15 protein-coding genes are annotated in these 19,511 nt (G+C 59.4%); 10 read left to right on the top strand and 5 right to left on the bottom strand.

The window, feature by feature from the left end; genetic code table 11:
- Positions 1-315: 315 nt before the first annotated feature.
- Both egtB and egtD read left to right on the top strand, forming a co-directional pair.
- Complete coding sequence (gene egtB, locus ACO07N_RS18205) at positions 316-1,581, top strand: ergothioneine biosynthesis protein EgtB (protein WP_421982384.1); 1,266 nt, start codon at positions 316-318, stop codon at positions 1,579-1,581.
- The gene (egtD, locus tag ACO07N_RS18200) at positions 1,578-2,525 is read left to right on the top strand and encodes an L-histidine N(alpha)-methyltransferase (RefSeq protein WP_421982383.1); all 948 of its coding nucleotides are present in this window, start codon (positions 1,578-1,580) and stop codon (positions 2,523-2,525) included. Before egtB ends, egtD begins: the two co-directional genes overlap by 4 nt.
- Here the strand turns inward: egtD and ACO07N_RS18195 are convergent.
- Entirely contained in the window at positions 2,497-3,405 is a 909-nt protein-coding gene (locus ACO07N_RS18195; protein WP_421982382.1) for a LysR family transcriptional regulator, read from the bottom strand. The genes egtD and ACO07N_RS18195 overlap by 29 nt on opposite strands.
- 115 nt (positions 3,406-3,520) lie before the next feature.
- On the opposite strand from ACO07N_RS18195, the gene ACO07N_RS18190 reads away from it, so the two are divergent.
- From ACO07N_RS18190 to ACO07N_RS18170, 5 genes are all read left to right on the top strand, one after another.
- Positions 3,521-5,008, top strand: a complete 1,488-nt coding sequence (locus tag ACO07N_RS18190) for an NADP-dependent isocitrate dehydrogenase (protein WP_421982381.1) — start codon at positions 3,521-3,523, stop codon at positions 5,006-5,008.
- Between the two features lie 198 nt (positions 5,009-5,206).
- On the top strand, positions 5,207-6,076 hold the full coding sequence (locus ACO07N_RS18185) for a MurR/RpiR family transcriptional regulator (RefSeq protein ID WP_421982380.1): 870 nt from the start codon (positions 5,207-5,209) through the stop codon (positions 6,074-6,076).
- 53 nt (positions 6,077-6,129) lie between these two features.
- Positions 6,130-7,098 (top strand): TAXI family TRAP transporter solute-binding subunit, encoded by a 969-nt coding sequence (locus tag ACO07N_RS18180; RefSeq protein ID WP_421982379.1) that lies wholly within the window; start codon positions 6,130-6,132, stop codon positions 7,096-7,098.
- A 181-nt stretch (positions 7,099-7,279) separates the two neighbouring features.
- Positions 7,280-9,907 (top strand): TRAP transporter permease, encoded by a 2,628-nt coding sequence (locus ACO07N_RS18175; RefSeq protein ID WP_421982378.1) that lies wholly within the window; start codon positions 7,280-7,282, stop codon positions 9,905-9,907.
- Entirely contained in the window at positions 9,904-10,338 is a 435-nt protein-coding gene (locus tag ACO07N_RS18170) for a universal stress protein (RefSeq protein ID WP_421982377.1), read from the top strand. Before ACO07N_RS18175 ends, ACO07N_RS18170 begins: the two co-directional genes overlap by 4 nt.
- A gap of 447 nt (positions 10,339-10,785) precedes the next feature.
- Here ACO07N_RS18170 and ACO07N_RS18165 read toward each other — a convergent pair whose 3' ends face one another.
- The gene (locus ACO07N_RS18165; RefSeq protein ID WP_421982376.1) at positions 10,786-11,094 is read right to left on the bottom strand and encodes a hypothetical protein; all 309 of its coding nucleotides are present in this window, start codon (positions 11,092-11,094) and stop codon (positions 10,786-10,788) included.
- A 646-nt stretch (positions 11,095-11,740) separates the two neighbouring features.
- Here ACO07N_RS18165 and ACO07N_RS18160 point away from each other — a divergent pair.
- A complete protein-coding gene (locus ACO07N_RS18160; RefSeq protein ID WP_421982375.1) occupies positions 11,741-14,062 on the top strand; it encodes a putative bifunctional diguanylate cyclase/phosphodiesterase in 2,322 nt (773 codons plus the stop codon).
- Positions 14,063-14,099: 37 nt separating this feature from the next.
- Positions 14,100-14,885 (top strand): substrate-binding periplasmic protein, encoded by a 786-nt coding sequence (locus ACO07N_RS18155; protein WP_421982374.1) that lies wholly within the window; start codon positions 14,100-14,102, stop codon positions 14,883-14,885.
- 51 nt (positions 14,886-14,936) lie between these two features.
- Here ACO07N_RS18155 and ACO07N_RS18150 read toward each other — a convergent pair whose 3' ends face one another.
- A complete protein-coding gene (locus tag ACO07N_RS18150) occupies positions 14,937-15,824 on the bottom strand; it encodes a LysR family transcriptional regulator (protein ID WP_421982373.1) in 888 nt (295 codons plus the stop codon).
- 95 nt (positions 15,825-15,919) lie between these two features.
- Here ACO07N_RS18150 and ACO07N_RS18145 point away from each other — a divergent pair, with 95 nt between their 5' ends.
- Entirely contained in the window at positions 15,920-17,179 is a 1,260-nt protein-coding gene (locus tag ACO07N_RS18145) for a M24 family metallopeptidase (protein ID WP_421982372.1), read from the top strand.
- A 58-nt stretch (positions 17,180-17,237) separates the two neighbouring features.
- On the opposite strand, the gene ACO07N_RS18140 is transcribed toward ACO07N_RS18145, so the two are convergent.
- Both ACO07N_RS18140 and ACO07N_RS18135 read right to left on the bottom strand, forming a co-directional pair.
- Positions 17,238-17,876 (bottom strand): hypothetical protein, encoded by a 639-nt coding sequence (locus ACO07N_RS18140; RefSeq protein WP_421982371.1) that lies wholly within the window; start codon positions 17,874-17,876, stop codon positions 17,238-17,240.
- Between the two features lie 18 nt (positions 17,877-17,894).
- Entirely contained in the window at positions 17,895-19,295 is a 1,401-nt protein-coding gene (locus ACO07N_RS18135) for a selenium-binding protein SBP56-related protein (RefSeq protein WP_421982370.1), read from the bottom strand.
- Positions 19,296-19,511: the final 216 nt, after the last annotated feature.

Below are 19,511 nucleotides of genomic sequence, written 5' to 3'. Positions count from 1 at the left end.
GCTGTCAGGAAGGGTCCGTTACCTTCCGCGGCATCGACAACAGCGAGCAACCAGACGCAACCCCGCTTTTTCGCGTCTGATTTCAACGGCTTGCTGAATTAAATCAAAAGTGGTGCCAATTGCGATGAATTCCGGAACACTGATGTTTTTCGTCAACACACAGGGTACGCGTGTCAGCAATGCGCATTTTTGCACCGGTGCGGTGCGTTTTGCCCCGTTGGAATCCCTCCCTCGATGCCTACGTTCACAGCGCTTGGTGGCAGTCACAGGGCTGGCGGAAGGCAATCACGCCGATGCCCATGTGGAGGGACAGATATGACTTACCTGGATGAACGGAACGACCCGTCTTCCGACACAGATCTATTGGATTTTTTCTACGACACAAGGACACAGACCGAAAGCCTGACCGCCCCTCTCAGCGACGAAGACATGGGGCTTCAATCCATGGAAGACGCCAGCCCGCCGAAGTGGCACCTGGCGCATACGACCTGGTTTTTCGAGGAATTCATCCTCAAGCCCCATCTGCCCGGCTACAAGCCGCGGGACGAGCGGTTCGCCGTTCTGTTCAATTCCTACTATGTCCAGGCCGGCCCGCGCCATACCCGTTCCAAACGCGGACTTCTGTCGCGGCCGAGCGTGACGGAAGTCACCTCCTACAGGGCCCATGTGGAAGACGCGCTGCGCGAAGGCATGATCTACGACAAGTTCGCGCTGGAACCGGAGCAGCTGGATGCGCTGATCACGCTCGGCTGCCACCACGAGATGCAGCATCAGGAACTCCTGGTCACGGATCTCCTGCACGCGCTGTCCCACAACCCTCTCCTGCCCGCCTACACACCGCCACAGCCGGAAGCTGTCGAGCGCGTTCCGGACCGGAGCTGGACACGTCACGAGGGCGGTCTCCTGGAAATCGGGCACGATGGCAGCGGGTTCGCCTATGACTGCGAAGGCCCCCGGCACCGGGTCTGGCTGGAACCTTACCGGCTTGCGGACCGCCCGGTGACCAATGCCGAGTGGATCGCCTTCATGGATGATGGCGGCTACGGGAAACAGCCGCTCTGGCTGATGGAAGGCTGGGCCGTGCGCGAACAGAACGGCTGGGACTCTCCGCTATACTGGTGGAAGCAGGACGGCCAGTGGTGGACCTACACGCTGCAGGGACCGCGTCCGGTCGACCTTGCGGCACCCGTCGTTCACGTCAGCTACTACGAAGCCGATGCCTTCGCCCGGTGGGCCGGATACCGTCTGCCGACGGAAGCGGAGTGGGAAGCGGCAGCCCAGCATACCGACATTGCCGGCAACTTCCTGGAAAGCGGTGCCTTCATGCCGCTCGGACGTGAAGCCGGGCTGTGGGGCGATGTCTGGCAATGGACCAGCAGCGCATTCTCTCCCTATCCGGGTTTTCGTCCACCGGAAGGCGCGATCGGTGAATACAACGGCAAGTTCATGGTCAACCAGATGGTTCTGCGCGGCGGCTCCTGTGCAACCCCCAGGCTTCAAATGCGTTCTTCTTATCGAACCTTCTTCTATCCCCACCAGCGTTGGCAGATGCTGGGACTGAGACTGGCGGCAGATCAATGACCAAACACGTACCTCCCGCAGAGCAGGACACGGATTTCCGGTCGGAGATTCTTCAGGGCCTAAGCGCCGAACGCAAAGCCATCAGCAGCAAGTGGCTCTACGATGATGTCGGGTCGCATCTTTTCGAGGCCATCACGGAGCTGGATGCCTATTACCCGACACGCACGGAACTGGGCATTCTGGAGGCCAAGCTTCGCGATTTTGCAAGGCTGCCGGGTGCGCGCGGCGCGATGGTGGAGCTCGGCAGCGGATCGAGCCGAAAGACCAATCTGCTGCTCGGGGCCTTCCCGGACCTGTCGGTCTACATGCCGATCGACATCTCCGCCAATCACCTGAAGGAGGCCGCCGGCAGGGTCCGGCGCGCCTACCCGTCCCTGGCGGTGATCCCGATTGCAGCGGATTTCACCCAGCCGCTGGGGAAGCTGCCGCTTCTGCCCGAACTGCCGGTTCTGGTGTTCTTTCCCGGTTCCACCATCGGCAACTTCGAAAAGAGCGAAGCGGTCGTTCTCCTGAAAAGCATCCGGGACGCCATGCCCGAAGCGCACATGATCATCGGCGTCGACAGGCCGAAGGACGAAGCGGTGCTGGTCGAGGCCTATGACGATCCGGCGGGCGTCACGGCGGCTTTCAACCTCAATCTCCTGCAGCGGATCAACCGGTCGCTCGGTGCCGACTTCGATCTGTCCCGGTTCGGGCACAGGGCACTTTGGAACGCGGAGGAAAGCCGTATCGAAATGCACCTGGAAAGCCTGGCGGACCAGACCGTCCGGATCGGTGACACGGAGATCCGCTTTGCCAGCGGCGAGACCATTCATACGGAAAACTCGCACAAGTACGACGACAAGGCATTCGCGGAGATCGCCAGCCGGAGCGGCTGGCGGGTGCTTGATACCGACACGGACCCGGACGGGCTGTTCAGCGTCCTGACGCTTCAGGCGCAGTAGTTCCCATCGCCCGTTCCAGATCCCTGCTCGCTTCCGCCTCGAACGCGGCTTCCAGGACGTTCGCGAGGCGTCTTGCGGCAAGCCCCGCATCGGACGCGGTCGCGAGCAGGATCTCGGTGTTTTCCAAAGACGGCATTTTCAGCCCGTTGTCCGTTTCAAGATCTTCCGGCGCCATGTGGCTCGGCAGGACGGCGACGCCCAGACCCGCGCGCACGGCGGCAAGCGTGCCGGCAAGCGAGCTGCAGACATAGGCCGCGCGCGGTTCGAACCCTTCCTTGCGCAGCGCCTCAAAGGCGCGTTTGCGGTAGACGCAGGGCTCCGGACTGACCGCTAGGGGCATGCCCTCCCCGGGCTTCAGGAGCGCCGGATCCGCCGAGACCCACAACAGGGGCTCGCTCCAAACGCGTTGACCGCCGATGGCGGCAGCCGGTTCGCGTTTCAAGAGCACGACATCCAGCAGTCCGGCACGGAACTGCTCCAGGAGATTGAGCGTTAGGTCGCACGTCACTTCGAGACTGGCCCCCGGATGGGCCTCGGCATAGTCCGCCAGCACCCTGGGCAGGTAGGTGGTCGCGATGTCCTCGGGCGTTCCCAGACGCACCAGGCCGGTGACCTCGTGCGCCCGAAATGCAGACAGCGCTTCGTTGTTCAGCTCCAGGATCCGCTGCGCATAGTCGAGAAACCGGGTTCCCGCCGGTGTCAGCACCACATTGCGGGCGCTGCGGCGCAGGAGCCGCTCGCCCAGCAGGTCTTCAAGCTTTCGGATCTGCAGGGAGACCGCCGATTGACTGCGGAAGAGGCTTTCCGCCGCCTTCGTGAAACTCCCGGTGCGGCTCGTCAGAACAAAGGCCTTCAGCAAGGCCGGATCAATCGTGTCCATGGCAATCCATTCATGAGTTTTTCAAATCCAAATACTCAAGATTATTAATTTCTGCAATTCATTTGCAGCCCCTACATGTGGCGCGCACACAGTTTTCAAACGTCAGGAGACAGACATGAACGTTCACAGCGCGCAGGCCGCCTATTCCATAGCACCCGCTGAAACGGCGCAGGTCGCCGTTGCCTATGGTGACGGTATCGGTCCGGAAATCATGCGCGCCGCCCTGCGATGCATGCACGCCGCGGGCGCGGACCTGGACATTCATGAAGTCATGCTCGGCGAAAAGGTCTATGAGGCCGGCCACACATCCGGGATCCTGCCGGACAGCTGGAGCACCTTGCGGTCCGCCGGTGTCCTGTTCAAGGGCCCGATCACCACGCCCCAGGGCGGCGGCTACAAGTCGCTGAACGTGACCATCAGGAAGACGCTCGGCCTGTTCGCCAACATCCGCCCCTGCGCCGCCCTCACGCCCTTCGTCGCGTCGAACCATCCGGGCATGGACGTCGTGATCTTCAGGGAGAACGAGGAAGATCTCTACGCCGGCATCGAGCACCGCCAGACAGACGAGGTGTTCCAGTGCCTCAAACTTGTCTCGATCCCGGGCACGGAGCGGATTATACGGCAGGCCTTCGAATATGCGCGGTCGAACGGACGCAGAAAAGTGTCCTGTTTTTCCAAGGACAACATCATGAAACTGACGGATGGTCTGTTTCACAAGATGTTCCTGAAGATATCGGCAGAATACCCTGAAATCGCTGCGGATCACTGGATCGTCGATATCGGGGCCGCCAAGCTCGCCGCGTCGCCGGAGTTGTTCGACGTCATCGTCACGACGAACCTCTACGGAGACATCATCTCTGACATCGCCGCAGAAATCAGCGGATCTGTCGGGATCGCACCGTCGGCGAATATCGGTGAAAGCTTTGCCATGTTCGAGGCCATTCACGGGTCGGCACCGGACATCGCCGGGAAAGGCATCGCCAACCCGTCGGGGCTGATCCTTGCCGGTGTGCAGATGCTCGGGCATCTCGGGCAGCAGCAGGCCGCGTCGAGGCTCCAAAACGCCTGGCTGAAAACGATCGAAAGCGGCATTCACACCGCAGACATTCATTCAAAGGAGCAAAGCCGGATGAAGGTCGGAACGGACGAATTCGCCGATGCGGTCATCGACAGGATCGGCGAACTGCCCAAACGGCTCAAGCCTGCCGCCCTTCAGGGCCAAAGGCCCGCGCCGGCGATCGCGCCGCCCGTCCGTCCGGTTCCGGCGCAACGGCGACTTGTCGGTGTGGATCTCTTCGTGCGCGACACGGTGGTCGATCCGGACAACCTGGCCGTCCGGCTGATCGCAGCGACCCAGCAATGTGCCGCCACACTGACCATGATCACCAACCGGGGCGTGAAGGTCTGGCCGGCAGGCCTGCCCGAAACCTTCAAGACGGATCACTGGCGGTGCCGCTTCGAATGCGACGAAGCGCACCTCAAGCAAGGCGACATCGCCGACCTCATCATGGCTCTCAGCCAGAAGGAGGTCGAGGTCATCAAGACGGAAAACCTTTATACCTTCAACGGTGTCCCGGGTTACTCGCTCGGCCAGGGACAATAAGAGAAAAACAGAACGACCCCATCCGCCAACTTTCCTTCCGGCAGAACTCCCTGCCGGAAGGTTTTTTTTGTGAAAACACAGTCCGTATCCGGAGCCGAACCCATTGCATCCGCTCCGCCGGGCAGCAAAGAAAACGCCGGGAAAGAAACATTTGTTTCAGGGTTTGACAAGACAAAAAACAAATGAAACAGTGCGCCGATGGGAGCCAGGCCGCAGCAGCAAATCCGGACAGCGATTTCGGCGAGTTACGCCGAGTTGAGCGACGCATTGCGCGTTGCCGCGGACTATATTGCCGAAAACCAGGTGGAAATCGCCACCAGAAGCCTGCGGTCCATCGCTTCCGCAAGCGGTGTTTCACCGGCAAGCTACACGCGCCTCGCACGCGCGCTGGGATACACGGACTATGAAGCCCTGCGGGAACAGGCGCGCACAGAACTGACGGCGCGCGAACAAGCGAGCTTCCGGGAGAAGGCGCGCCGTCTCCAATCGGACGCCGACCAGCCGCTCCTTCCACGCCAGGTATCCGCCTGTATCGACAACATTCAGGGGCTGATTGCCGATATCGATCCGTCGACACTCGAGGCGGTGGTGGAGCAGCTCTCGGGTTCGCGCAAGGTTGTTTTGATCGGCGCCCTCGGCTCGGCCGGTTTTTCAGACTATTTCGCCTACCTTGCCAAATGGTTCGATGACCGCTGGTCGGTCGCGGGGCGGAACGGAACCACACTGGGCAGCACGCTTGCTGGTCTGGACGGGAAGGATACGGTGCTGATCATCTCCAAGCATCCTTATGCCCACAGGTCCGTGCGCGCCGCCAAGATTGCGGCCGGGAAAGGTGCAACGGTCGTGGTTCTGACCGACAGCCGCGCCTTTCCAGGCCTGCAATACGCCGACTATCACTTCATTCAACGAACTGAAAGTCCACACTTTTTTTCGTCTTACGCAGCCACGCTCGTCCTGATAGAGACCATCACGGGCATGCTGGTTGCGCGGGCCGGGTCCGATGCCGAGGCACGGATCCAGGAAGTTGAGAAGCATAATCGCTTGCTCGACGAGATTGAAAATGTCTAGGGTGGTGTGCCACGCTTGACTTAAGAATTTTAACAATGGGGAAGTCTAGTCAAATGATGATGAAAATGAACCTTGCAGGTGCTGTTCTGGCGACCAGCATCGCATTCACCGGAGCAGCAACGGCTGAAGAATTCATCACGATCGGAACCGGTGGCGTCACTGGCGTTTACTACCCGACCGGTGGTGCGATCTGCCGTCTCGTCAACAAGGGCCGCAAGGACCACGGCATTCGCTGCTCGGTCGAATCCACGGGCGGTTCCGTGTACAACATCAACACGGTTCGTGAAGGCGAGCTCGAGTTCGGTGTCGCACAGTCTGACTGGCAGTACCATGCCTACAACGGCACTTCGAAATTCGAAGACAAAGGTCCGTTCGAGAACCTGCGCGCAGTCTTCTCTGTTCATCCCGAGCCGTTCACGGTCGTGGCGCGTGCCGATTCCGGCATCAAGAACTTCGAGGATCTCAAGGGCAAGCGCGTGAACATCGGCAACCCGGGTTCCGGTCAGCGCGGCACCATGGAAGTGCTGATGGAAGCAATGGGCTGGACCACCGGAGATTTCGCCCAGGCAACCGAGCTGAAAGCCGCCGAGCAGTCCGCAGCTCTCTGCGACAACCAGATCGATGCAATGGTCTATACGGTCGGTCACCCCTCCGGCTCCATCCAGGAAGCAACGACCGCCTGTGATTCCGTTCTGGTGAACGTGGGCGGCGGTGCCGTCGACAAGCTTGTCGGCGACAACAGCTACTACCGGACCGCGACCATTCCGGGCGGCATGTACCGCGGCAATGACGGCGACACGAACACCTTCGGTGTGGGTGCGACCTTCATCACGTCCGCAGATGTTGCCGACGACACGGTTTACACGCTGGTCAAGTCGGTGTTCGAGAACTTCGACGCCTTCAAGAAGCTGCATCCCGCATTTGCAAACCTGAAGCCGGAAGAAATGGTTGCCGACGGACTGTCCGCACCGCTTCATCCGGGTGCTGCCAAGTACTACAAAGAGCAAGGCTGGATCAACTAATCCAGAACCGCTTCGGGTCCGGGGATCATCTCTCCGGACCCACTTCTTTGCGCCGAAGAACGTCAGAAAAAACGCGGGCGCAAACGAATTGCATGTCACGTTTTTCTGAGGGCCGCTGGCCCGAAACACCCGGGAATTTATGGGCGCAGCTCCGTCGCGAGCTGTTGGATGGGGGATTTTCATGGCGGATCAGAATCAACCGAGCAATCAGGACTCAAGGCGAGGTCTGTCGGAAGAAGAGCTTCAGGAACTTGTTGCCGCTTCCGATTCCGGCTCGCGCAATCCGGCCGGAAGCGTCGGCCTGCTTTTGGCAGGGGTCGCGTTCTTGTGGTCCGTGTTCCAGGTTCTTCTTGCCTCCCCGGTCGCCTACTACATCCTTCCCGGCGATCTGATCAACAACAGCCGCCAGTTCCACCTTGCCTTTGCGATGTTCCTGGCCTTCATGGCCTATCCCGCGCTCAAGAGCAGTCCGCGCCACTACATTCCGATACAGGACTGGATACTCGCGCTGTTCGGTGCGTTCATCGCGCTCTACGGATTTTTCTTCTACGAGAAAATCGTCAATAACGGCGGCCTCGCCGATGACATGGACAAGTGGTTTGCGCTTGCCGGCATCGTCGTCCTGTTCGAAGCGGCAAGGCGCGCGCTCGGCCCCGCGATGGCGGCGGTTGCGACCGTGTTTCTGCTCTATGTTTTCTTCGGTTCCTCCGAATGGGTTCCGGAGGTCATCCGCTGGAAAGGTGCGTCGCTGAAAAAGGCGATGAGCCACATGTGGATCACCTCGGAGGGGGTCTTCGGCATCGCCCTTGGCGTCTCCACCAAGTTCGTCTTTCTGTTCGTGTTGTTCGGCGCGCTTCTCGACAAGGCGGGGGCCGGAAACTACTTCATCCAGATGGCCTTCGGCGCACTCGGGCACCTCAAGGGCGGCCCCGCCAAGGCCGCCGTTGTCGGTTCCGCCGCAACCGGCCTGATCTCCGGTTCCTCGATCGCAAACGTTGTCACGACCGGTACCTTCACGATCCCCCTGATGAAGCGCGTCGGTTTCTCATCGGAACAGGCCGGCTCGGTCGAGGTGGCGTCTTCGGTGAACGGCCAGATCATGCCTCCGGTCATGGGGGCCGCGGCGTTCCTGATGGTCGAATATGTCGGCATCTCCTATGTCGACGTGATCACGCATGCCTTCCTGCCCGCGGTCATTTCCTACATCGCGCTGGTCTATATCGTGCACCTTGAAGCCGTGAAACGGAACATGCCGACGATCGGCCACAAGACCGTCTCAACGCTGCGCACGGTGCTTGGCATGTTCTTCTTCTTTGCCGGGTTCGCGGCGCTCTGCTACGGCGTCAAGTTCCCGGTCGGCTGGATCGTCGCGGCCGTTCCCGAAGGGGCAAGCTGGATCCTGGCCGTGCTGGTGTTCGTCGCCTATCTCGCCCTCCTGAAGCTTGCGGCGACGGTCGACGACCTGCATCCGGACGATCCCAACGAGAAGGAAATCACGCTTCCGGAAATCTCCGAGATCTACAAGGCAGGCCTCTATTACCTGCTGCCGATCGTGGTGCTCGTCTACTTCCTGATGATCGAACAGAAATCGCCCGGTCTTTCGGCGTTCTGGGCAACGGCCCTGCTCTTCGTGATCCTGCTGACACAGCGGCCGATCAAGGCGATTTTCCGAGGGGAAAGCGAAACCGTCAACGAACTGAAGGAAGGCGTCAACGATCTTGTCCATGGCATGATCGACGGCGCCCGCAACATGATCGGCATCGGCCTGGCGACGGCGACCGCAGGCATCATCGTCGGCACCGTCACCCTGACGGGCATCGGGCAGGTCATGGCCGACCTTGTCGAGTTCGTGTCGGGCGGCAATCTGGTCCTGATGCTGATGTTCGTGGGCGTTCTGTCACTGGTCCTCGGCATGGGTCTTCCAACCACCGCGAACTACATCGTGGTCTCCTCACTCATGGCCGGTGTGGTGGTTGAACTGGGGGCGCAGTCCGGCCTGATCGTGCCACTCATCGCCGTGCACCTGTTCGTGTTCTATTTCGGGATAATGGCGGACGTGACGCCTCCGGTGGGCCTGGCGTCCTTCGCCGCGGCGGCCGTGTCCGGAGGCGACGCCATACGCACGGGATTCACAGCCTTCTTCTACTCGCTCAGAACCGTTGCCCTGCCCTTCATGTTCATCTTCAACACCGATCTTTTGCTGATCGATGTCGGATGGTTGCAGGGAACGCTTGTTTTCGTGGTCGCAACAATCGCGATCCTCGTCTTTACCGCAGGCACGATGGGCTACTTCGTCACCAAGAGCCGGATCTACGAAAGCGTTGCCCTGGTGCTGATCGCATTCGTCCTGTTCCGGCCGGACTTCTTCATGAACCGCATCCAGCCTCCGTTCGAGCAGATCCCGCCGGCGCAGTTCGTGCAGGCGGTCGGCAATGCACCGGCAGGCCAGGAGATCCGGGTGACCGTCAGCGGGCCTGATTTCGACACCGGGGAAACAACCGAGAAGACGATCATCGTCAATCCCGGCACGGAGGACGGGGGAGAAGCACGGCTTGAAGCGCTTGGCCTAACCGTTCTCGACGAGGATGGCGTCCTGAAGATCGACGAACCGTTCCCCGGCACCCCCTACTTCGAGGAGCTCGGCGATTTCGACTTCTACGGCGACGATCCCGTGATTGCCAAGGAGGCACAAGTCGAGGTCAAGCAGATGCCCAAGGAACTTGTCTATATCCCCGGCCTGTTGCTGCTGGTGGTGGTCTATCTGATCCAGCGCGCGCGCGCTGGCCGCGAGAAAGGAGTGCCGGCATGAGCATCAAGTCAGTGCTGTGTGCAGTCGACATTTCACACGAGGATGATGTGCAGGTGCTTGAAACGGGCGACAAGCTTGCGCGTCTCGACGGAGCCCAGCTGGACGTCATCACCGTCGTGCCGAACTATGGCGTGACGCTGGTCAACTCCTATTTCGACGAGAACTTTCAGGGCGAGCTGGTCACGAAAACCAAATCGGCCCTGAACGACATGGTCACCCGTGTGCTGGGTGACGAGCGGAACCAATCCATTCGCCACATCGTCGCGGCCGGCTCCATCTACGAGGAGATCCTGGAGGCGGCGAAGCAAGCCGGCACCGATCTGATCGTCATCGGCGCGCACAAGCCCCATCTAAAGGAGTTTCTCCTCGGCCCGAACGCGGCACGGGTCGCGCGTCATTCTCAATGTTCGGTCTATATCGTCCGGGAATAGTGTTGCGGGTCGACACCAGCAAGTGACGTAAACGTCTTTACAGGTTTGAAGCCGTGGGGCCGATGAAGGGTTCCACGGCTTCTTTTCTGACTGATGACTAAGCTAGAAGTCCAGAAAGGCATGCTGCGCAAATCGCCTAACAGCGTCGGCAACTCATACGCGAAAGTGAACACGGTGAACGGACACGGTAGAAAGGCGAGCGGCGGTGTTATTCTGGTTGATATTTGGCGCTTGCGCATATGCCGGTGCTGCAGGATGGCCGCTCTGGACAATCCCGACCCTCGGAGTTGGCTGGTTGATTGCCGACTATTTCCATCGGCCGGGCTTCTATATCATCTGCTTTCAGCGGGGAGCAGCTTATTCGCTCTGGACAATCCTACTGACGGCAACGATCGGGCCGACGGTGATCTACGCAATGAGTTGGTCGATTGTGTGGGCTCTGTCGAGCTAGCGGCGCGGCGCATGGGGAAACTCGTCGTCTCTCATCAGCTTGCCGACCAGGTTCGCCGTGCTAGCGAAATTAAGACGATCTGACCGTTCCATGTGTTGAGCTACACGAAACCAATACTTCCACTCATCACGCGACATAAGGATGAAGTCATCGTCGCTTGTCGAAGGAATATGCGCAAGGTGGTGGTGAAGAATGATAGCCAGTTTCTGAGGATCAATAACGTGGTCCTCCAGATCCCGGTAAAGATCGTTCAGTGTGCGTTCGTTCAGTTCTACAATCCAATTCAGTCTCTCTGCATCCGACATAGGAACCTCCCTCAAAAGCGCTCAACACTCGAGCTCTCTTTAAGGTTGTATTAGCCGAATGTGCTCGGCGTTATGCTCGCAGCGCAGTGTTTTTCAAGCTCTGCGCAATAAAAATTAGCAGCGTCCGATCATGGTTTGCTTGCAAGATTCATCGTCAAAACTACCGTAAATTCGCAAAATTTTTTCAATGTTACCAACGGCGTTTGATTTTCGCTCAATGCAAATTACGACTCTTTCAAGAGTACTAGTACAATGCTCTCGCTTCGGAATAACCTAGCGTCTTGCAACCGTTTCCTTACAAACAGTGCAAGGAAAGGACCAATGCACGACGGTTTGTAGTTTTTCAGCTCGCGCGCAATACGACCCGATTTGGCGCACTACTCCACAACACTCACACCTTCGAGATTCAGAGCGCGAATCACTATATGTTCAGCACTTCGAACACAGAATTCGAATAGCAGAAGCTACCAAAAATTAAGCAAAGCAACCTTCCTCAACCAGAAAGGAAGAGGTTTGTTTACCGCAACCGGGGTAAATTTGCTGCATGCTTGGGCTTATCAGGAAATCTACGCAGAGGAAGTTTCTCGCGATCATGTTCGCGGCATTGATTGCCGTAAACGGACCGCTGCTGATTACGTTTTTTGTCATGACAAAAAACTCGGTCGAGCGCGAAATGATCGCGAAGAAACGGGTTCTGCTTGATGCCAACAGCAAGGCCCTGAGCAAGGCGCTGTGGGACTTTGACTATGACAACCTGAGAAAATGGGCCGGCGCGATCGCGAATGATCGCGACATATTCAGCATCGAGATCCTCGACGACAACGACAAGTCTCTGGCGCTGATCTCCAAGGACGGCAGCACCGACACCGCGCTCAGCAGGGAAAATGCCCTGTTTTCAAAGGAAATCACGCACAGGGTGGACGGGGTCGAGCATAGCGTCGGCACCTTGCGCATCCGCTTCATGTCCAGCCACATCAGCAATGCAGCGGTCCGGGAAGTCGTCAAATCGGCGATCCTGTTTGTCGTGTCGACCATATCGGTGCTCGTCGCCGCGCTGATTGCCAACCGTTTCATGATCACGCGGCCGTTGCTGCGCCTGAACGATGCGATCGAAGCCACGCAACGCTCGGGCACCCGCCGGAAGGTTGACTGGAACTCCTCGGACGAACTCGGCCGCGTCACCAGCGCCTTCAATGAAATGCAGGAGAGACTGGACCAGGACGAGACGCAGCTGATCAGGGCCAACAAACGATTGACGTTTCTCTACAACAACACGCCCGTGATGCTGTATTCCATCGACAGCGACGACAACATTCGCAACGTTTCGGACTACTGGCTGCACGCGACGGGCTACAGCCGCAAGAACGTCATCGGCCGCAAGTTCTGTGAGTTCATCCATGACGACTTCAAATGCGACTACCTGAATAACCGGAGCATGCTCTCGGACGGCAAGAACGAGACGCTGGAACTGACGTCGGTCTTCCAGAAGGCGGATGGCAGCTGTCTCGATGTGCTGATCACGGAAACCAAGGATTTCGACGATAGTGCGCATGGTGGCAGCTCCCCGTCTGTCATGACCGACATCAGCAAGCTGAAGGCCGCCGAGGCGGAAATCCTGCGGCAGGCGCGAACCGACTACCTCACGGGACTGGTAAACCGGGAAGGGTTTGCGGACCGCCTGAATGCGGCGATAGAAAGTTCGGACGGCTCTGACGATATCGCGGTCCTCTTCTTCGATCTCGACCGCTTCAAGTGGGTCAACGACAATCTTGGGCACTTCGCCGGCGACCGCGTTTTGCAGTCGGTGACCCGTGAAATCGCGGAACTGCTGGAGGACGACGATTGTTTCGGCAGGTTCGGCGGCGACGAATTCGCGATCATGCTGTCGTGCGAATCGAGCAAGAAACGGGCCGTCGAACTTGCCACCAGGATCAATCGCACCTTGAACCGTCCCATCGATCTGGGCGGCCGGACGCTGCAGATTTCCGCCAGCGTCGGGATCTCGTTCTATCCCGACAACGCGAAAAGCGCGGAAGAACTCCTCAAGGCGTCCGATGTCGCGATGTACCGGCAAAAGAACAGCGGGCGAAACGGCTTTTGCGTCTTCAACGAACAGTTCGGCAAGGAGGCCAGTCAGCAGCTCGAGGTCAAGGAAGTCATCTCCGAGGCCCTGGAGAATGACTGGTTCCAGCTGCATTTCCAGCCGATCGTCGATCTGAAGAGCAGAACGCCGATCGGCTATGAAGGGCTGCTGCGCCTGGTCCACCCGCAAAAGGGCGTGCTGCCTCCCCTTGAGTACATCCGCGCTGCCGAACAGACCGGAGGTATCCTGGAGATCGGCGATCTGGTTCTGGAGCTGGGTCTCGATGCGCTTGAACGCATGCAGGCCAGCCAGAACTGCAACACCGCCTATGTCGCCCTGAACTTTTCCGCCGCGCAGTTTCTGCCGGACCTGGCAAACAATCTCAGGGAAAAGCTGACGGCGCATCGCGTCGATCCGGGCCGGCTGGTTCTCGAGATCACCGAAACGACCCTCATGCAGAACAGCATGGGGCTGGACGGGCTCATTGAAGACATCCGGAAACTGGGCTGCACCTTCGCGCTGGATGATTTCGGGACAGGCTTCTCGTCTCTCAGCTACATGCATCGCTTCCCGGTCGACACGGTCAAGATCGACAGGTCGTTCATCAAAGGGCTGGACGAACGGTCAGGCATCGAGCGCACCAACAAGACTGCCGCATTGATCGAGGCGGTTGTCGGGTTGTCGCAAAAGCTCAAGCTGAAAGTCATCGCCGAAGGCATCGAGACCGAGGCCCAGTGCAACCGCCTTGTCGAGCTGGGCGTTGAAACCGGTCAGGGCTTCCTGTTCGGTAAAGCCGAACCGCTTGCAGCGCACCTTTCGGAGCACGATACCGGACGCTCTGAAAAGCCGCTGTTGCCGGACGAGAAACTGCGAAACACCGGATAGGACTGACTGACGGACCCGAGCAATCGAGGATCAAGCAATGCGAAAATTGACGAGAAGATCCGTTGTCGCCGGCCTCACCGCCGTCACCACCATGCCCGTCGCCGGTTCCGCCAGCGCGGACAGCGAGCTTGTGTCCCTCAAGGTCATGACGGAGGAGTATCCGCCCTTCAACTACCATGACGGAACGGCCCTGCGCGGGATCAGCGTCGAGATCATGGAAGAGATCTTCAAGCGGACGATGTCGGGTCACACCCGGAAGGACATCGCGCTTCTTCCCTGGGCACGGGGCTACAATCTCACCCTGCAGAGACCGGGACATGCGCTCTTTTCAACCACGCGGACCCAGGACCGCGAAAGCCTGTTCCGGTGGGTCGGCCCATTCGTTTCGACGGTGGTCGGCCTGACGGCACGCAAGGACCGCAACCTGAAAATCGAAACTGTGCATGATCTTGCCAAGATCCGTATCGGCGTCGTCAAGGACGATGTGGGGCAATTGCTCCTGCGCGCCCAGGGTGTTCCGGACGATCGCATCGAACCCGTCCTGTCAAACGAACAGAATTTCCGGAAGCTCATTGCCGGCCGCGTGGACGCCATTTCCTATGAAACCGAAGTGACACGCTGGGGCCTGCAGCAGATGGGTGCCGATCTCAGCGAATATGAGACCGTCTACGACCTCAATCGCGGCGAGCTCTATCTCGCGCTCCATCACCAGACCTCAGGCGACGTGATTGATGTTCTGCAGGAAGCGTTCGATTCCATGGTCCGCGACGGCGCCCATGACAAGATCCTGAAAGGATACGGCATACGCTCTTCGGACTCCTGAGCCCAGGATAGCGCATCTAACCGGCCTCGCACACACTTGACGCCGGGCGGGTCACGTCATGCGGGACAGCACCGCCTTCAGCCTGACGGCTTCCTCACCGAGCGGGCGTGTCTGAGGCCAGGCGATATAGTACCCCTTCCCCGTGATCATCTTGCGGTCATGCATTGCCACCAGCGCACCTGACGCGATTTCGTCCGCCAGCAGCGGCAGCGCTCCGAGGGCCAGACCGTCTCCCCTGAGCGCCCGGCCGATTGTCTGGTTGTAGCTGGCGCAATCGACGCGATCGTTTTGCTCGAATTCCGTCCATCCGGTTCTTTGGATCCAGACCGGCCAGTCCGTCCAGTTCGGCGCCATGCGCGCAAAATTCAGGAGCGGCGGTCTCGACGCGGGTTCCTGAGCGCTTGCATTCTTGACAACGGCGGGAGTCCCGACCGGAACGATTTCCTCTTCGAACAACAGTTCCAGGTTCCAGCCCGGCAGCCTCTCCTCACCATGCAGGATGACGAGATCGTTTTCCGGTCTGAGCAGGTCGCCCAGTTCGTCGGCGGTGCTCAGATTGAACGGACAAGCCTCGTCGGACAAGGCGAAGTCACGCAGTTTTGCCTGGAGCCAGAACGTCGCCAGCGCCGTGACGGAGGCAATCTGGACCACGGGCTGCGCAGGCACCTTTATGGTCCGGAAGGCCCAATCCAGGTAATCCAGCGTCATGCCCGTCTTTTCCGCGAGATACGCTCCGGCCTCCGTCGGAACCAGCTTGCGGCCGCTGCGCACGAACAGATCGACGCCGAGCCAAAGTTCCAGCTGCTTGATGCGTTTGCTGACGGCGGCCTGCGTCACATAGAGCTCGTCAGCGGCCTCGGTGAAATTCAGATGCCGCATGGCCGCTTCGAAAAACACGATCGTATCCAGCGGCGGCAAGGACTTGCGATAGTTTTGCATTCCGAAAAGTTATCCAATCTGCAGAGAATTTCCATGGTTTTATTGAAGTTGTTCCGAATTGATATTCCTTTTCGTAAGAAAAGGAGACAGCGGCAATGGCCGAACTGGATTGGCACGCTGAGCGCAGCGACCTCGACGGACTGGCGCAATTGGACCGAAGCCCGTCAGATGACGGCATCGACCATGTCGCGGTGCGAACCTACCGGCAGGGCCGCGTGCGCGCGCAGATGCTTGCCCATGGGGTCGATGCGGTGATCCTGTCCGATCCGGTTAATATCCGCTACGCGACCGGCACTCGGAACATGCAGGTCTTTTCCATGCGCAACACGCCGTCACGCTACCTGGTGATGACCCAGAACCGGTCGATCCTGTTCGAGTTCACCGGATGCGAGCATCTGGCACACGGCTTTGAAACCGTTGACGAAGTGCGGCCTGCCAGAACCGCGAGCTTCGTCGCCGCCGGCCCGCACATCGCCGAGCGTGAACAGGAATGGGGCCTGGAAATGGCCGCCCTGATCCGGGAGCTCACCGGTGAGCGAAAGGCGACCGTCGGCGTGGAACGCCTGAACGCCGGCTCGAAATTCGCGCTTCAGGAGGCCGGGTTGACCGTAGTCGATGCACAGCAGCCCGTCGAGATGGCGCGCGCGCTCAAGTCGCCCGAGGAAATGAACTGCGTGATTGCCTCGCTGCGCGCAACGGAAACGGGCGTGGCGCGTTTGCGGGAGGCCATCCGGCCGGGACAGACGGAAGCGGAACTCTGGTCCGTGCTGCATCAATCGATCATTGCGCAGAATGGAGACTATGTCGAAACGCGGCTGCTCAATGCCGGTGCACGCACGAACCCCTGGTTCCAGGAGGCCTCCGCAAGCGTCATCAACGCCAACGATCTGATCGCGCTCGACACGGATGTCGTCGGGTGCCACGGCTACTATGCCGACTTCTCGCGCACGTTTCACGCCGGGCCGGACAGGCCCAGCGCGGCGCAGAGGGAACTCTACAAGGTCGCCTTCGAACAGGTGCACCACAACATGGATATTCTCCACCCGGGCATGACCTTCCGGGACTACGCGGACAAGGCCTGGAACATTCCGGACAAGTTCTACAAGAACCGGTATTACCTGTCCGCGCACGGTGTCGGCATGACCGGGGAATATCCCTACCTCTACCATCACGGCGACTTCCCGGATGCGGGCTATGACGGCGTGCTGGAACCGGGCATGACCCTGTGCGTGGAAAGCTTCATCGGCGCGGACGGCGGCAAGGAAGGCGTAAAGCTGGAACAGCAGGTGCTGATCACGGAGACCGGGATCGGCCTCCTTTCCCTGTTTCCGTTTGAAGATGAATTGCTGAACTGAGCGCGGCAATCACGGCTCTCACCGCGTCCGCGTCGCCGGCGCGCTGCACCCCTACCGTTCAGGTGTGCGGAAGCGCGAGCGCGAAGATGCCGACAAGGATGAGACTGATGGCCCACACCCGGTCCAGGTTGAACCAGGCTTTTTGCAGGAATTTCAGTCCGAGCCAGGAATAGACGCCAAAGGCGATCAGGCCGCCGGCGGTCGCCATGGCGAGCGTATGCACCACCGAGACAAGAAGCGCCATGCGCACGTCGGCCCCCATCAGCGTGCCGGCAGCCTGATGTCCCTCGTTCTGCACCGAGCAGATCCCGAGATAGATGGGCACGAGCATCAGCCCCGCCCCGTGCGCGATTGCAACGAGAAAAGACCAGAGCCCCAGTTTTGCCGGCGATACCCGCGCCAGAAAGCGCGGGTGCCTGTTGGTGATCAGGAGATAGAGCCCCAGACCGATCACGAGGCAGGCGGCAAAGATCCTTATCTCGTTCTCAAGGCTGACCAGCGTGATCATGGCGGAAAACGGCAGCAGAATCGCCAACATGGCCAGCAAGTGACCTGCGGCCAGTGACAGCAGCGCGCGCGGCAAGGCCTGCGCGCGCCGTTCCATCAGCGCCGCCGAGACGGCCAGCGGCCACCCCATGCCGGGATTGAGCCCGTGATAGAGGCCAGAGCCGATGACGGCCAGCCAGAGGGCCGTCATGCTCATTCCTTCCAATTTCTAGACCGACGGGTAGCAGAAACTGTCCGTCGAACAGTCGCCGCCTTCCAGCCTGATCTGGTGTGACCGGTAGCCTTGAGGGAATTCGACCCAGAAGTTCTCGGCCAGCGTCAGGCCGCCGTTGGGACCCGCGTTCGCCATGACCATCGCGGCGCCCCGGTCACCGGGATAGAACTGGTCATCCCAGGTGGAATAGAGGGAGTTGGTCCAGTAGACCCGCTTGCCGTCCCGGCTGATCTCGACCATCTGGGGACCGTAGCCGAAGTCCTTTCCGTTTGGATGTTTGGTCTTCTTCACGATCCCGCCGATTTCCACCTTGCCGGCAAGCTTGGGATTCATCGGATCGGAGACATCGTACTGATGCATTTCGCCCGTGCCCCAGCAGGCGACATAGAGAAACTTGTCGTCGAGGCTGAGGTCAATGTCCGTGACGAGGGGCGGCACCGCGGAAAAGCCCTTCAGCATGTCCGGCAAGTCATCGGGATCGGCGGGCTGCGGGTCGATCGTGACCGTCTTCTTCGCTTCAAAGGTGCCGTCGTCATTGCGCCACCAGGTGAAGATTGAGCCCTGCAGATTGGTCGTGTCGACGACAACGCCACAGAAGCCGTACTGCTTGGCAGGGTCATGCGCCGGCCGGATCTCCAGCGCCATCTGGTGGTTTTCGCCGAGGTCAATCGTCTGTACGTTCTTGCGCGCCCTCAGATCCCAGAAATGGATCCGGTGCCCGTACTTGTTGGACAGGAGATCTTCCGGCACCAGCCCGTTTTCGAATTGCGGCGGCAGGCCCCATTCGGAAGACACCATGTAGTCGCGCGGCAGGTTCCACCAGAAATCATAGTGCTTGTCCTGGATGCCGCGGTCCATTTCGTAGCGGCCCCGGATCTCGAAGGTTTCGCAATCCATGATGAAAATGCCGGGAGGTCCGTCCGTTCCATCCTCGCCGCCGCCGCCCAGCGTCGAGACATAAATCCCCTCCGGACCGCAATGGATCGTGTGCGGCCGGGAATATCCCGTCTTCGCAAAGACTTCTTCCGGCTCGATGATCTTGTGGATCTTCGCGTCGAGCGGCTCCTTGACGTCGATGACGTAGATCCTTGAGGAACGGATGCCGGGAATGATGAGATAACGGCGTTCGAGAAACGCGTGGCCTGTCAGGGGGGACAATGCCGACGAACAGGCATTCCAGCCGAAATGATGAAATTCGTCGCCCGTGTTGGGCATCATGACCGTGTGAACGATCTTGCCGTAGTCGGAACTCTCGGGATCGACATTCACCACGGCCAGGCCGTCTGGCTGTGTGAAATCCGGGCTCAGCATCAGCGTGAAGGCCAGTTTTTCAACCGGGGCCTCCATCGCCATCTGCGCAGTCGGATAAAAACTCGGATCTGGCCTCAAATTCATGTCGTCCTCCCTGAATTGCGACAATTATCAAGACGGGTTACCCGCAACTGTGGTTTTCGTGGTTTACGGTTCCGTCTTTTCCTTCCGGTCTGGTTCTCGTGACTTGCCGATCGGTCGGGACAGATGCGCGTTCTTATTGCGTCGTTCAAAGCCCCGGGAAGAAGAGGATGCCTTAACGTTACTGTCAGGTCGAGAGCAAAAATTTTCTAAATTCTT

It is taken from the genome of Roseibium sp. (assembly GCF_965229775.1).
Taxonomy (GTDB): Bacteria; Pseudomonadota; Alphaproteobacteria; order Rhizobiales; family Stappiaceae; genus Roseibium.
Note: the sequence above shows the minus strand (reverse complement) of the source record. Positions and strands in the feature narration are given on the sequence as shown.